This window comes from Klebsiella sp. MISC125 (genome assembly GCF_051131775.1).
Classification (GTDB): domain Bacteria; phylum Pseudomonadota; class Gammaproteobacteria; order Enterobacterales; family Enterobacteriaceae; genus Klebsiella.
In genome coordinates this window covers 5,782,875-5,796,953 of record NZ_CP180448.1, presented here as the reverse complement: position 1 = coordinate 5,796,953, position 14,079 = coordinate 5,782,875, and the positions used below count along the sequence as shown (strand labels likewise).

General features: G+C 53.1%; 12 protein-coding genes. 7 read left to right on the top strand and 5 right to left on the bottom strand.

All coding sequences use genetic code 11. From position 1 onward, the window contains the following. Nucleotides 1-27: 27 nt before the first annotated feature. The 5 genes from alr (at nt 28) to ACMYSL_RS27120 (ending at nt 4,306) form a co-directional block, all read left to right on the top strand. Nucleotides 28-1,107: an alanine racemase gene (gene alr, locus ACMYSL_RS27140; protein WP_434660655.1), complete on the top strand. Its 1,080-nt coding sequence runs from the start codon at nt 28-30 to the stop codon at nt 1,105-1,107. A 182-nt stretch (nt 1,108-1,289) separates the two neighbouring features. After that, nucleotides 1,290-2,483: an aromatic amino acid transaminase gene (gene tyrB / locus ACMYSL_RS27135; protein ID WP_182235645.1), complete on the top strand. Its 1,194-nt coding sequence runs from the start codon at nt 1,290-1,292 to the stop codon at nt 2,481-2,483. A 195-nt stretch (nt 2,484-2,678) separates the two neighbouring features. Further along, complete coding sequence (aphA, locus tag ACMYSL_RS27130) at nt 2,679-3,392, top strand: acid phosphatase AphA (RefSeq protein WP_434660652.1); 714 nt, start codon at nt 2,679-2,681, stop codon at nt 3,390-3,392. A 141-nt stretch (nt 3,393-3,533) separates the two neighbouring features. Further along, nucleotides 3,534-3,950, top strand: coding sequence for a secondary thiamine-phosphate synthase enzyme YjbQ (locus tag ACMYSL_RS27125; protein WP_181484023.1), 417 nt, complete (start codon nt 3,534-3,536; stop codon nt 3,948-3,950). Between the two features lie 2 nt (nt 3,951-3,952). Next, nucleotides 3,953-4,306 carry an MmcQ/YjbR family DNA-binding protein gene (locus ACMYSL_RS27120; protein ID WP_112215887.1) on the top strand — a complete coding sequence of 118 codons (354 nt, stop codon included), beginning with the start codon at nt 3,953-3,955 and terminating at the stop codon, nt 4,304-4,306. A gap of 3 nt (nt 4,307-4,309) precedes the next feature. On the opposite strand, the gene ACMYSL_RS27115 is transcribed toward ACMYSL_RS27120, so the two are convergent. From ACMYSL_RS27115 to uvrA, 3 genes are all read right to left on the bottom strand, one after another. Beyond that, nucleotides 4,310-4,627 carry a hypothetical protein gene (locus tag ACMYSL_RS27115; protein WP_434664284.1) on the bottom strand — a complete coding sequence of 106 codons (318 nt, stop codon included), beginning with the start codon at nt 4,625-4,627 and terminating at the stop codon, nt 4,310-4,312. Nucleotides 4,628-4,629: 2 nt separating this feature from the next. Continuing rightward, nucleotides 4,630-5,040, bottom strand: coding sequence for a hypothetical protein (locus tag ACMYSL_RS27110; protein ID WP_434660650.1), 411 nt, complete (start codon nt 5,038-5,040; stop codon nt 4,630-4,632). Between the two features lie 142 nt (nt 5,041-5,182). Further along, entirely contained in the window at nt 5,183-8,008 is a 2,826-nt protein-coding gene (uvrA, locus tag ACMYSL_RS27105) for an excinuclease ABC subunit UvrA (protein ID WP_181484019.1), read from the bottom strand. A 250-nt stretch (nt 8,009-8,258) separates the two neighbouring features. On the opposite strand from uvrA, the gene ssb1 reads away from it, so the two are divergent. Then, nucleotides 8,259-8,795, top strand: a complete 537-nt coding sequence (ssb1, locus tag ACMYSL_RS27100) for a single-stranded DNA-binding protein SSB1 (RefSeq protein WP_110274575.1) — start codon at nt 8,259-8,261, stop codon at nt 8,793-8,795. Between the two features lie 102 nt (nt 8,796-8,897). Here the strand turns inward: ssb1 and ACMYSL_RS27095 are convergent, their stop codons facing one another. After that, the gene (locus ACMYSL_RS27095) at nt 8,898-10,448 is read right to left on the bottom strand and encodes a transglycosylase SLT domain-containing protein (protein WP_434660648.1); all 1,551 of its coding nucleotides are present in this window, start codon (nt 10,446-10,448) and stop codon (nt 8,898-8,900) included. 607 nt (nt 10,449-11,055) lie between these two features. Between ACMYSL_RS27095 and ACMYSL_RS27090 the strand changes: the two genes are divergently transcribed. Beyond that, nucleotides 11,056-13,323 (top strand): TonB-dependent siderophore receptor, encoded by a 2,268-nt coding sequence (locus ACMYSL_RS27090; protein ID WP_434660646.1) that lies wholly within the window; start codon nt 11,056-11,058, stop codon nt 13,321-13,323. A gap of 261 nt (nt 13,324-13,584) precedes the next feature. On the opposite strand, the gene ACMYSL_RS27085 is transcribed toward ACMYSL_RS27090, so the two are convergent. Beyond that, nucleotides 13,585-13,935 carry a helix-turn-helix transcriptional regulator gene (locus ACMYSL_RS27085; protein WP_434660644.1) on the bottom strand — a complete coding sequence of 117 codons (351 nt, stop codon included), beginning with the start codon at nt 13,933-13,935 and terminating at the stop codon, nt 13,585-13,587. Nucleotides 13,936-14,079 lie beyond the last annotated feature (144 nt).

Sequence of the window (14,079 nt, the reverse complement as noted above, 5' to 3'; positions counted from 1 at the left end):
AGGAGATTCTTTTATTAAGGAATTTAAATGCAAGCGGCAACTGTAGTGATTAACCGCCGCGCTCTGCGACACAACCTGCAACGTCTACGCGAACTGGCTCCTGCCAGCAAGCTGGTTGCGGTGGTGAAAGCGAACGCCTACGGACACGGTCTTCTGGAGACCGCGCGAACGCTCCCTGACGCCGATGCTTTTGGCGTCGCCCGTCTCGAAGAAGCGCTACGCCTGCGCGCAGGCGGTATCGCCCAGCCGATCCTGCTGCTGGAAGGTTTCTTTGAGGCCGCCGATCTGCCGGTGATCTCCGCCCAGCGCCTGCACACAGCGGTACACAGCCCGGAGCAGTTGGCGGCGCTGGAAGAGGCTGATTTGCCCGAGCCAGTGACCGTATGGATGAAGCTGGATACCGGGATGCATCGATTAGGCGTCCTGCCGGAACAAGCGGAAGCGTTTTATCAGCGCCTGAGCCAGTGCAAAAACGTCCGCCAGCCGGTCAACGTGGTCAGCCATTTTGCCCGTGCCGATGAACCGGAATGCGGTGCCACCGAACGTCAGCTGGATATCTTTACCACCTTCACAGAAGGTAAACCGGGGCTGCGTTCCATCGCTGCCTCGGGTGGGATTTTGCTGTGGCCGCAGTCGCATTTCGACTGGGCGCGTCCTGGAATTATTCTCTACGGCGTATCGCCGCTGGAAAACCAGTCGACAGGTGCGGATTTTGGTTGCCTGCCGGTCATGTCGCTGACTTCGAGCCTGATCGCGGTCCGCGAGCATAAAACCGGTGAACCGGTTGGTTATGGCGGCACCTGGATAAGTGAACGCGATACGCGTTTAGGTGTGGTGGCGATGGGCTACGGCGATGGTTATCCGCGCGCTGCGCCATCCGGAACGCCGGTGCTGGTCAATGGCCGCGAGGTGCCGATTGTCGGACGCGTGGCGATGGATATGATTTGCGTCGATCTCGGGCCCGAATCGCAGGATAAATCGGGCGACCCGGTCGTGCTCTGGGGTGAAGGCTTGCCCGTCGAACGTATTGCTGAGATCACAAAAGTAAGTGCTTACGAACTTATCACGCGCCTGACTTCAAGGGTGTCGATGAAGTACGTAGATTAATACATACCTCGTTCGGGCTATGCTGAGGTCAGGTAGCCCGGACAGGGCGCGTCAAGCGCCGCCGCCGGGACAGTCCCCGATTTGTTATTGCCCTGTTTTATCCGCCAACATCCTCTCGATCTTCCTGCGCATCCGGTTTATTGTGTAATAACCTGCCTTATGTAAACCTGGAGAAACATCACGTGTTTCAGAAAGTTGACGCCTACGCTGGCGACCCCATTCTCTCCCTGATGGAGCGTTTCAAAGAAGATCCGCGTAGTGACAAAGTAAACCTCAGCATCGGTCTTTATTACAACGAAGATGGAATTATCCCGCAGCTACAGGCGGTTGCGGAGGCGGAAGCGCGCCTTAATGCCCAGCCGCATGGTGCTTCTCTGTATTTACCGATGGAAGGGCTGAATACCTACCGTCACGCGATTGCACCGCTGCTGTTCGGGGCTGACCATCCGGTACTGGTGCAGAATCGCGTCGCTTCCATTCAAACTCTGGGCGGTTCCGGTGCGCTGAGAGTGGGTGCTGATTTCCTGAAATACTACTTCGCTGACTCGCGCGTATGGGTGAGTGATCCGACGTGGGAAAACCACATTGCAATATTTGAAGGGGCTGGCTTCGAAGTAAGTACTTACCCTTGGTTTGATGATGAGACCAACGGCGTGCGTTTCGAGGCTTTCCTGGAAAAACTCAACACCCTGCCGGAGCGCGATATCGTGCTGCTGCATCCGTGCTGCCATAACCCAACGGGGGCCGATCTGAGCAACGCCCAGTGGGATGAGGTGGTTAAGGTGCTGAAAACGCGCAATCTGATCCCCTTCCTGGATATCGCTTATCAGGGCTTTGGCGCCGGAATCGAAGAGGATGCCTACGCTATCCGCGCGATCGCCAGCGCCGGAATACCGATGCTCGTCAGCAACTCTTTCTCAAAAATCTTCTCCCTGTATGGTGAGCGCGTTGGCGGTTTGTCGGTGGTTTGCGAAGATGCGGAAACCGCGGGTCGCGTACTGGGACAATTAAAAGCGACCGTGCGTCGCAACTACTCCAGTCCACCGAATTTTGGTGCACAGGTTGTGGCGGCAGTATTGAACGATACGGAGCTGAAAGCCTCATGGCTGGCGGAAGTTGAAGGAATGCGTACCCGTATTCTGGCTATGCGTCAGGAACTGGTTAACGTGCTTAAAGATACGGTGCCCGGAGGTAACTTTGATTACCTGCTTAAGCAGCGCGGAATGTTTAGCTATACCGGATTCAGCGCGGCTCAGGTTGATCGCCTACGCGATGAATTTGGCGTCTACCTGATCGCCAGCGGCCGCATGTGCGTGGCCGGGCTGAATTCGCGCAATGTTCAGCGCGTGGCGCAGGCATTTGCAGCTGTAATATAAGTCTTTGCCTGACTTGTTGCCCTTGCCAGTATTTTGGTGGGGCAACTCCCTTCCTGAAGTGTGATCATTCTCTTTTTATATGACATCAAAGCAGAAAAACCTTTCTATCCGGGCTCGTCGGGGGTAAGGTTTTGGTGCATTAATAAGCACACACATTATTGAAAACTATAACGATTCGATTATTTAGGGAAAAATATGCGCAAGATTACCCTGGCCTTTGGGGCCGTCTGCTTACTGTTCGCACTAAATAGCTCCGTCGTTGCCCGCGCTTCCACACCGCAACCGCTGTGGACGGGCACTAATATGGCGAAACTCGCCGAACAGGCACCTATCCATTGGGTTTCCGTGGCTCAGATTGAAAATAGCCTGTTGGGACGCCAGCCGATGGCCGTCGGTTTTGATATTGATGATACGGTTCTGTTTTCCAGCCCAGGATTCTGGCGCGGGCAGAAAACCTATTCACCCGGCAGCGATGATTACCTGAAAAACCCGGAGTTTTGGGAAAAAATGAACAATGGCTGGGATGAATTCAGCATGCCGAAAGAGGTCGCTCGCCAGCTGATCGCGATGCATGTTAAACGTGGCGATAGCATCTATTTTGTCACCGGCCGCAGCCAGACCAAAACAGAAACGGTATCAAAAACCTTGCAGGATGATTTCCTGATCCCGACCACGAATATGAATCCGGTTATTTTTGCCGGCGACAAGCCGGGACAGAACACAAAGACGCAATGGTTGCAGGAGAAGGACATCAAAGTCTTCTACGGTGATTCAGATAATGATATTGCCGCTGCTCGCGACGTCGGTGCTCGTGGTATCCGCATCATGCGGGCTTCAAACTCGTCCTATAAGCCACTGCCGATGGCGGGAGCTCAGGGCGAAGAGGTGATTGTGAATTCAGAATATTAAGCCGCCCGGCGGGTTAATCATTTATCGTAAAAACGGCAGCCCGCAAACTGCCGTTTTTTTGTGCAAAATAAAGCGTCAAAGGTTTTACCTTTTCGCTTATTGCTGCACACTTAGGAGGATTCACTGGTAAAGGAGTCGTTCATGTGGCATCAGCAAACTCTGACCTTAGGGCCGAAATCTCGGGGCTTTCACCTGGTCACTGATGAAGTTCTGGGTCAAATTCGCGAGCTGTCGCGCGTTAAGACCGGCCTGCTGCATCTGCTGCTCCAACATACATCGGCTTCCCTGACGCTAAACGAAAACTGCGATCCGACCGTTCGCTACGACATGGAACAGCATTTTCTCAATGCTGTGCCGGACAACGCGCCGTATGAACACGATTATGAAGGTCCCGATGATATGCCCTCGCACATTAAGTCGTCGATGCTTGGCGTATCGCTGATGCTACCTGTTCAGGACGGGCGCGTCAGACTGGGGACCTGGCAGGGTATCTGGCTAGGGGAGCACCGTATTCACGGCGGATCGCGCCATATCATCGCGACGCTCACAGGGGAATAAAGATGACAATTTCGGAGTTATTGCGCTACTGCATGGCGAAATCAGGTGCGGAGCAAAGCGTGCATAGCGACTGGAAAGCCACGCAGATCAAAGTGGCAGACGTGTTGTTTGCGATGGTAAAAGAGGTGGAAGACAATCGGCCTGCGGTATCGTTAAAGGCCAGCCCGGAGCTTGCTCAGCTGTTGCGGGAGCAGCATCACGATGTTCGTCCCAGTAGACATTTGAATAAAGCCCACTGGAGTACGGTGTTCCTTGACGGCTCCCTGCCGGATTCACAGATTTACTACCTGGTCGATGCTTCTTACCAGCAGGCGCTTGATATGCTCCCTGAAAGTAAGCGCAAGTTGTTGTCATAAAAACTACAGGCCGCCTAATAGCGCCAGCAGCGTGATATCAAAGAGTCGAAGCAGCGTGGACTGAAGATGCGTCTGCATCGCGATACGTTCGTTGTTGGCACGAATGGCGGCAATATCACGCTGCCCTTGCAGCAGCAGAATCAGATCGTCCTGGGTCAACCAGCCCCGTGTCTTCTCCTGTAAGGCCTGAAGCGTTAGCGTTCCGGCGTCGCGGATGCCGCTATCATCATCGTTAATGATGTCTTTTATTAGCTGTAACCACTCCGCCGTATTGACTCCGGCGTCAGTGAACTGGGTGCTGAGTTCCTCTAGGGTAGACATCATTATTTCCCTGAACGTTGTTGTTCGCCATTGATGGCCTGTTGGTAAAGGTTTTCCGTTTGTTTCGTTAGAACCGAGGCTGCGAAAGGCGTCAGTGCGGTATCCTGGCTGGATACTTGCGCGTATAGCCGCTGGTAGTTTTGTTTCAGTACCAGCAGATTATCCTGCCGCAGCGTATCGCTATTGTTTAACGCCAGGCTGAATAGCTGACGAATCTGGCTATCCTCTTGCCTTAGCATCGGCCGATCGACAGGCGTTACCGCGGCATCGGTGATGAACTGGAGATGAAGTTGTTCCAGCATAAGTAACTGCTGATGCGCTGAGCTACTGTAGCTATCCACCCAACTGCAGGCGGTCAGCGCAAATAACGCAGCGGCGAGGGCGTATCGATAAAATCCGTGTTTTAAAGACATGATGCTTCCTGCAAGTAGTGGTTATGCAGCTATCGTCATGCCAGATGACGAACGGTCGCAAATCACAAATGCTCAGCAGGAAAAAATGAGGTGAAATGAGATTAAATGATGCCTCTTCCCCGCAGAGAAGAGGCAGATGAACTTACTTCAGCATTGGTTTGAGGAAGTGTGCCGTATATGAAGCTTCACACTCGGCGACGGTTTCAGGCGTTCCGGAAACGAGGATTTCACCGCCGCCGCTACCGCCTTCCGGGCCGAGGTCGACAATCCAGTCAGCCGTTTTGATAACGTCCAGATTGTGTTCGATCACCACGATGGTATTGCCCTGGTCGCGCAGCTGATGCAGAACTTCCAGCAGCTGTTGGATATCGGCAAAGTGCAGACCGGTGGTCGGCTCATCAAGGATATACAGCGTCTGCCCGGTACCGCGCTTGGACAGCTCACGGGCCAGCTTGACGCGCTGGGCCTCACCGCCGGAGAGCGTGGTCGCCGACTGACCAAGGCGAATATAGGTCAAACCGACATCCATCAGGGTCTGGAGCTTACGCGCCAACGCCGGAACCGCATCAAAGAACTCACGCGCTTCTTCAATGGTCATATCCAGCACTTCATGAATCGTTTTGCCTTTGTACTTAATCTCCAGCGTTTCGCGGTTATAGCGCTTGCCTTTGCACTGGTCGCACGGCACGTAGATATCCGGCAAGAAGTGCATTTCGACTTTGATCACGCCATCGCCCTGACAGGCTTCACAGCGCCCGCCGCGTACGTTAAAGCTGAAGCGGCCAGGCGTATAGCCACGTGAACGTGATTCAGGCACGCCCGCAAACAGTTCACGAACTGGCGTAAAGACGCCGGTGTAGGTCGCCGGGTTAGAACGCGGCGTACGGCCGATGGGGCTCTGGTCGATATCGATCACTTTGTCGAAATGTTCCAGTCCCTGTACGTCACGATACGGTGCCGGTTCTGCGATGGTCGCGCCGTTGAGCTGGCGCTGGGCAATCGGAAACAGCGTGTCGTTAATCAGCGTTGATTTACCCGAACCAGAAACGCCGGTAATACAGGTAAACAGGCCCACTGGCAGCGTCAGCGTGACATCTTTCAGGTTGTTGCCGCGCGCACCTGTCAGCTTCAGTACTTTCTCCGGGTTGGCCGGAACGCGCTGTTTTGGCACCTCGATTTTGCGCTTACCGCTCATAAACTGGCCGGTCAGCGACTCCGGCACCGCCATAATATCTTCCAGCTTACCTTCAGCCACGACCTGACCGCCGTGCACACCGGCGCCAGGGCCGATATCGATAACGTGGTCAGCGGCGCGAATGGCGTCTTCATCGTGCTCGACAACGATAACGGTGTTGCCGAGATTACGCAGGTGGATCAGGGTGCCGAGCAGACGCTCATTATCGCGTTGGTGCAGGCCGATAGAGGGTTCATCCAGCACGTACATCACGCCGACCAGACCTGCGCCGATTTGGCTGGCGAGGCGGATACGCTGGGCTTCACCGCCGGAGAGAGTTTCCGCCGAACGGGAAAGCGTCAGGTAATTCAGGCCGACGTTAACGAGGAATTTCAGACGATCGCCAATCTCTTTCAGCACTTTTTCGGCGATTTGCGCGCGCTGACCGGAGAGCTTCAGATTGTTGAAGAAGTCCATCGCGTGGCCGATGCTCATATCCGAGATGGTCGGCAGCGGCGTATTTTCCACGAATACGTGACGTGCTTCGCGACGCAGACGCGTGCCGCCGCAGCTGGTGCAGGAGCGGTTGCTGATGAATTTCGCCAGCTCTTCGCGCACGGCGCTGGATTCGGTCTCTTTGTAGCGGCGCTCCATATTATGTAAAACGCCTTCGAACGGATGACGGCGAACGGAAGTGTCGCCGCGGTCGTTCATGTATTTGAATTCAATATTCTCTTTGCCTGAGCCGTAGAGAACGACTTTCTGTACGTTGGCGTTCAGCGTGCCCCACGGTGCTTCAACATCGAATTCATAATGTTCTGCCAGCGATTTCAGCATCTGGAAATAGTAAAAATTGCGCCGATCCCAACCACGAATCGCGCCACCCGCCAGCGATAACTCCGGGTTCTGGATAACGCGTTCAGGATCGAAATATTGCTGTACTCCCAGGCCGTCGCAGGTTGGACAAGCGCCTGCCGGATTGTTGAAGGAGAACAGGCGCGGTTCGAGCTCGCGCATGCTGTAGCCGCAAATCGGGCAGGCGAAGTTAGCGGAAAATAGCAGCTCTTCCGCTTTGGGATCGTCCATATTGGCGACGATGGCGCTCCCGCCGGAAAGCTCCAGCGCGGTTTCAAAGGACTCAGCCAGACGCGTGCTGAGATCTTCGCGCACCTTGAAGCGGTCGATTACCACTTCGATGGTGTGTTTCTTTTGCAGTTCAAGCTTCGGCGGATCGGAGAGATCGCAGACTTCGCCGTCGATCCTTGCGCGGATGTATCCTTGCCCGGCGAGGTTCTCCAGCGTTTTGTTATGCTCACCTTTGCGCTCTTTAATGATCGGCGCCAGCAGCATTAGACGCTGACCTTCCGGCTGCGAGAGCACGTTATCGACCATCTGGCTGACGGTTTGCGCCGCCAGCGGGACGTCGTGATCCGGGCAACGAGGTTCACCGACGCGAGCGTACAGCAGACGCAGGTAGTCGTGAATTTCGGTAATAGTACCTACCGTTGAGCGGGGGTTATGGGACGTTGATTTCTGTTCAATGGAAATCGCTGGCGACAGCCCTTCGATGTGGTCAACATCAGGTTTCTCCATCAGCGACAGGAACTGCCGCGCATAGGCGGAGAGCGACTCAACGTAACGACGCTGTCCTTCGGCATACAAGGTGTCGAAAGCCAGTGAGGATTTGCCTGAACCCGAAAGCCCGGTGACGACAATGAGTTTGTCGCGTGGGATAACGAGGTTGATATTTTTGAGATTGTGGGTGCGGGCGCCCCGAACTTCGATCTTATCCATTCACCTTTCCCGGTAGATACGCGGATTGCCTGATTTGCTTGAAGGACAAACGGCAGAAACGGCTAATTATGACACAATTTAACCTGTTTGAATATACAGTATTGGAATGCATTTTCCGACGGGCTGTGTAAAAATGTCAGGTCGCGCGTGATATCTGGAAGCTTCTTCGCAGCTATCAAAATACCACCTGGAAATGGTACACTCGCGCGTTTACACTATTTATTAATAAACGCATTCAGGAGAGACAAACATGGCCAGCAGAGGCGTAAACAAGGTGATTCTCGTCGGTAACCTGGGCCAGGACCCGGAAGTACGCTATATGCCTAGTGGTGGCGCAGTTGCCAACATTACGCTGGCTACTTCCGAATCCTGGCGTGACAAAGCGACCGGTGAGATGAAAGAGCAGACTGAATGGCACCGCGTGGTGCTGTTCGGTAAACTGGCAGAAGTGGCTGGTGAATACCTGCGTAAGGGTTCCCAGGTCTATATCGAAGGCCAGCTGCGTACCCGTAAATGGACCGATCAATCCGGTCAGGAAAAATACACCACCGAGATCGTGGTTAACGTTGGCGGCACGATGCAAATGCTCGGCGGCCGTCAGCAGGGCGCAGGCGCTCCGGCAGGTGGCAACGCAGGCGGTCAGCAGCAGGGCGGTTGGGGTCAACCTCAGCAGCCGCAGGGTGGCAACCAGTTCAGCGGCGGCGCGCAGTCTCGTCCGCAGCAGCAGGCTCCGGCAGCACCTTCCAATGAACCGCCGATGGACTTTGACGACGATATCCCGTTCTAAGCGCGCCGTTTTGCTTTGTAAGTCAGACGTTGTGAAGTTATCTCTGAAAAAGCCCCATTTGGGGCTTTTTCTATTTTGAAAAGTAAATTGTCAGCCGGGTTTCTACGGCGTGGCTGGCGCGGTCTGCGCGTTTGTTGCCGGAGCAGTCTGGTTTTTTGAATCCGTTGTCGCCTGCTGCTTACGCGCCATTTCATCGACGATCAGCCGGTAAGCGATGTAGTACTTATAAATATTGCTCACATAGGTCACGGTCTCAGAACCAATTTTTTCGGCGGCCAGATACTCGACGTTGCCAAACCAAACGTTGGGGTCAAAGCCGCGCTTTTTGGTCTCGGTGCGCAGTCGGGCGATGCGCGCGGGACCGGCGTTATAAGAAGCAAATGAGAACAGCGCCTTATCAAGCTGAGTCATCGGTTCATCCCCGTAATAATGGTCTATCATCCAGCGCATATATTTCACCCCGGCATGGATATTGGGATCGAGCTGCTTAATATCGCCGACCTTCAGCTCCCTACCGGTATTCGGCATCACCTGCATGACGCCAATTGCGCCAACGTGGCTCCGTACCGACTGATTAAGCCGCGACTCCTGATACCCCTGTGCGGCCATCAGCAGCCAGTCGACGTCATAGCGATCGCCGTATTTACGGAAAATTTCCACCATCGTGAGAAACTTACGTCGCTCCTTCTGCGCCGCCGCGTTTTTAACGTATTTAGCATCTTTCAGATAGCGCAGCAGGATCGTATTACCCAGCTTGCTGCCCTGGCTGTTTTCTTTGATGAAATGATTAAGTAACGCGAGGAGCTGCGGGCTGTTGCTGCGTACCGCCCAGCCAATATTGCCCTCGTTGCGCAGAATGATGTCCTGGTGAACCTGAATTTTTGGAAAAACCTGTTTCCAGAATATCGCCTTATGGCGATCGACCACGGTCAGTGGGATAAGTCCGGCGCTGAGCATCTCTATTAAATCTTCATCCTCCAGCGCTTCGGGGGCTGGTTTAATAATCACGGGCGGCAGGGACTCTTGCGCAAAGCGCGCATTGAGCGCAATCAGACTTGCGTAGTAGCTCGACGATGTGCGCACAAATACTGTTTTGCCGGAGAGTTGTTGCAGATTTTCCACTTTAGGAGAGCCGGGGCCAGAAAGCAGCAGCTCCTGAACGTGGGAATAGATAGGCGCGGTAAACGTCATTTGCTGTTGACGTTCCGGTGTGATGGTCAGGTTAGCGGCGATGATATCCCCTTTACCGGCGTTAAGCGCGCTGATGAGCTGGTCGCGGGCAACGGGAACAAAAATGATCCGCACTTTGAGATGGCGATGCTTAAGCTTCTTCTCTTTCGCTAATTTTTGATTCAGGCTGCGTTCAAACTCCATAAAAATATCGTGCGTGGCGCCGCGCTGGGTGCCTTTGTTGATAAAGAAAAAGGTTTTGCTGTAGGTGGTTAAAACCCGGATTGTTCGTCGGTCGAGCATACCCGGCAAATCGCCCTGCCATGGTTGCAACATATCCTCGACGTTAACTTCAAGGGCCTCGCGTTCGTCTGGCTCTGCGCGTTTATTTTCTGAGGCTGCGTTAACCGAACTGAAAAATAGCAGGGCGGCAAGGCAGGTCAGCCAGCCGATAAGGTATCGATATGACGACAGGGTGTTCATGGCGCGGTGCTCCGCAGGGGGATTGTTTTATTCTAGTCAATCCTGCGCAGTTAGCATGCCAGGCAGCATGTATGAGGGACTACAAATCCGGATGTTAATTATTTAATTAATTAACAAGATCAGTATTTATATTGCAATAATAAAATCGAGCTTATTTAAATAATTGTGGAAATAATATGGATGAATTGTGTTTTTTTAATGTAGATACAATTCATTTGTTTAATTTTGTCATGGTATTAAATAGATTTAAATTTTTTCATCTGTCTGTTTTTGCTTTGTATTTTAATTTATTTGCATGATGAATAACTATCAACTTGATAATAAATCTCATTTCTAATAACGTGGTTCGGCACAATAATCCTATTGCGTGCTGATCGGCAAACACTATCAAAGAATAGCGTGGCGCGTTTATTTCTTCGTGTTGCCAGGGCAAAAATTTCTATTTTTGGCGTAAATTTTGAATCGATATCCCGGTATTGCATCGGGAGGGCTCTGCTTACGCCAAAACCAGAGACGTTGCCCTATGCATGGAAGTCACTGCCGTTGTTTATATGACTGATGAAGAAGGCGTGCCCCGACAGCAATAAAAGAAAACAGGGCATATTCCATGAAACACTCTTCGCACTACTCGCTGGCCGTGCTGATCCACATGGCTATCCTGGGGGTGGCGCTGCCAGCGCTGGCCGCCGAGGGCAACACTTCAGACGAAACAAAGAAATCCGATACGGCGATTGCCGCAGAAAATCATGATGAAACGATGGTCGTGACCGCGGCAACGCAGAACCTGCAAGCCCCCGGCGTATCCACTATTACCGCCGATGAAATCCGCAAGCATCCACCGGCTCGCGACGTTTCAGAACTGATTCGAACCCAACCGGGCGTCAACCTTACCGGCAACTCCACCAGCGGCCAGCGCGGTAATAACCGCCAGGTCGATATTCGCGGTATGGGACCGGAGAACACGCTGATTCTGGTAGACGGTAAACCGGTGACCAGCCGTAACTCCGTGCGCTATGGCTGGCGCGGAGACCGTGATACGCGCGGTGATACCAGTTGGGTTCCGGCAGAAATGATCGACCATATCGATGTCATTCGCGGCTCTGCGGCGGCCCGCTACGGTAATGGCGCAATGGGCGGGGTGGTCAATATTGTCACTAAACCGGCGACCAGCGAGTGGCATGGTGCCTGGAATACCTATATGAACGCTCCTCAGCACCGTAAAGAGGGATCGACGAAGCGCACGAACTTTAGCCTCAACGGTCCGCTGTCGGATGAGGTTAGCTTTAATTTATGGGGCAACCTGAGCAAAACGCAGGCCGACGCCCAGGATATTAACTCCGGCCACGAAGCGGCACGAACCGGTACCTATGCGGGCTCTTATCCAGCGGGACGTGAAGGCGTAGAGAACAAAGATATCCATGGCAAACTGCGCTGGGAGTTTGCGCCGATGCAGGCGCTGGAGTTCGAAACCGGCTACAGCCGCCAGGGTAATCTGTATGCTGGCGACACGCAAAATACCAACACCAGCACGCTGGTGAAAAGTATGTACGGCAAAGAGACTAACCGCCTATATCGGCAGACTTACGGGGTGACGTGGACCGGCGGCTGGGATAATGGCGTGACCAGCAATACCTATGCTCAGTATGAGCACACCCGTAACTCGCGCATGAACGAGGGGCTGGCGGGCGGAACGGAAGGGATCTTCTCCGGAAGCGAATTCTCCGATATCGACCTGTCGGATGTGCTATTGCACAGCGAGGTGAATATTCCGTTTACCTTCGGGTTTGAGCAAAACCTGACGCTGGGGACCGAGTGGAACCAGCAGCGGATGAAAGATGGCGTGTCGACGACCCAGTCTCTCTCTTATGGCTCTATTGACGGCATCTCGGCAACCGGGCGTAGTCCGTATTCCAGCGCTGAGATTTTCTCGCTGTTTACCGAAGACAATATTGCACTGACCGATAGCACCATGCTGACGCCCGCTCTGCGTTTTGACCATCACAGCATCGTCGGCAATAACTGGAGTCCGTCGCTGAACCTTTCGCAGGGGCTGTCGGATGACTGGACGTTGAAGCTGGGGATTGCTCGCGCCTATAAAGCGCCGAACCTCTATCAGCTCAATCCGAACTATATTCTGTACAGCAACGGACAGGGTTGCTACGCCAGCAGCTCCGCCTGTTATCTGATGGGCAATAGCGACCTGAAGGCAGAAACCAGCGTCAATAAAGAGATTGGCCTGGAGTACAAGCATGGCGGCTATCAGGCTGGGCTGACTTACTTCCGTAACGACTACCACAATAAGATAGAGTCCGGCTATTCGGCGGTCAGTACCGCCAGCAACGGCACCACCAATATTTATCAGTGGGAAAACGTACCGAAGGCGCTGGTCGAAGGGCTGGAGGGCTCGTTAAACCTGCCGGTGAGTGAAACGGTCAACTGGAGCAACAACCTGACGTGGATGTTGCAGAGTAAGAACAAAACCACCGGCGATCGTCTGTCAGTGATCCCGCAGTTTACGCTTAACTCAACCCTAAGTTGGCAGGTACGCGACGATCTCTCGTTGCAGAGCACCTTCACCTGGTATGGTCGTCAGAAACCGAAGCGCTTCAACTATAAGGGTGAAGCGGTGTCCGGCAGCGAGCTGAACGAAGTCAGTCCGTACAGCATTGTCGGCCTTAGTGCGACCTGGGATGTGAACAAAAACCTGAGCCTGACCAGCGGAGTGGATAATCTGTTTGATATTCGCCACTATCGCGCCGGGAATGCGCAGACGACGGGGAACTCGACGACCGGTGCTTATCTGTATGGGGCAGGCGCGGAGACCTATAACGAGTCAGGACGGACGTTTTATGTCAGCGTGAATACGCACTTCTAATTATCCATTAATCACCAGCCGGGATATTTAATTATTCCGGCTTTTTAATTTTTGAAAAATGTGTCGCTGATATAAATGATGACAAAATCTCCACGGCCTCTACACAATTAACTCAACTTAGCAGCTTATACTTGTCTCTGTTGATCGGTTCTGCTTGATCCCGGAAACGATTAACAGTGGCATCCTGCCATTTCCATTCTAAAGTTGTTCCTCTTCCCCCTTCCATTCCCAACCGCAGCAATGCGGAGGAGGGGGAATCCCTTATTGGTGCGTATTCAGATTTTTACGATATTGGCTTGGAGTCACGGTATAATATCTCTTGAAAGTACGGTTAAAAGCGCTGATATCCTCATAACCAGCCATAATACAAATATCGACAATGCGAAAGGCGGGTTGCATCTGTAACAGATTAAGGCATAGCTGCATTCGCTGCTGGCGAACATACTCCATTGGTGACATGTTAAAATAGTGGCGGAATAGGCGAAACAGATGCCACTCGGAATAGCCGGAAAAGAGGCTCAGAGCATGCATGGTGAGCTTCTTTTCAAGATTTTTTTTTATCCATTGCACTAATTCGTTGAGTACGGATTGTTGGATCTCATTTCGCGGCATGTTACCTACTCATTTCATCACTATGGGAACCGGGCTACATAATTTATACCCGTCATACTTCAAGTTGCTTGTGCGTTGGCTTTCCTCGCTCACCCCAGTCACTTACTGGAGTAAGCTCCTGGGGACTCACTGCGTCGCCGCGTT

Excerpts from the sequence above, each read along its gene's own strand:
- alr (WP_434660655.1), top strand. The coding sequence starts at position 28 with ATGCAAGCGGCAACTGTAGTGATTAACCGCCGCGCTCTGCGACACAAC.
- aphA (WP_434660652.1), top strand. The coding sequence starts at position 2,679 with ATGCGCAAGATTACCCTGGCCTTTGGGGCCGTCTGCTTACTGTTCGCA.
- ACMYSL_RS27125 (WP_181484023.1), top strand. The coding sequence starts at position 3,534 with ATGTGGCATCAGCAAACTCTGACCTTAGGGCCGAAATCTCGGGGCTTT.
- ACMYSL_RS27120 (WP_112215887.1), top strand. The coding sequence starts at position 3,953 with ATGACAATTTCGGAGTTATTGCGCTACTGCATGGCGAAATCAGGTGCG.
- ACMYSL_RS27115 (WP_434664284.1), bottom strand. The coding sequence starts at position 4,627 with ATGTCTACCCTAGAGGAACTCAGCACCCAGTTCACTGACGCCGGAGTC.
- ACMYSL_RS27110 (WP_434660650.1), bottom strand. The coding sequence starts at position 5,040 with ATGTCTTTAAAACACGGATTTTATCGATACGCCCTCGCCGCTGCGTTA.
- uvrA (WP_181484019.1), bottom strand. The coding sequence starts at position 8,008 with ATGGATAAGATCGAAGTTCGGGGCGCCCGCACCCACAATCTCAAAAAT.
- ssb1 (WP_110274575.1), top strand. The coding sequence starts at position 8,259 with ATGGCCAGCAGAGGCGTAAACAAGGTGATTCTCGTCGGTAACCTGGGC.
- ACMYSL_RS27095 (WP_434660648.1), bottom strand. The coding sequence starts at position 10,448 with ATGAACACCCTGTCGTCATATCGATACCTTATCGGCTGGCTGACCTGC.
- ACMYSL_RS27090 (WP_434660646.1), top strand. The coding sequence starts at position 11,056 with ATGAAACACTCTTCGCACTACTCGCTGGCCGTGCTGATCCACATGGCT.
- ACMYSL_RS27085 (WP_434660644.1), bottom strand. The coding sequence starts at position 13,935 with ATGCCGCGAAATGAGATCCAACAATCCGTACTCAACGAATTAGTGCAA.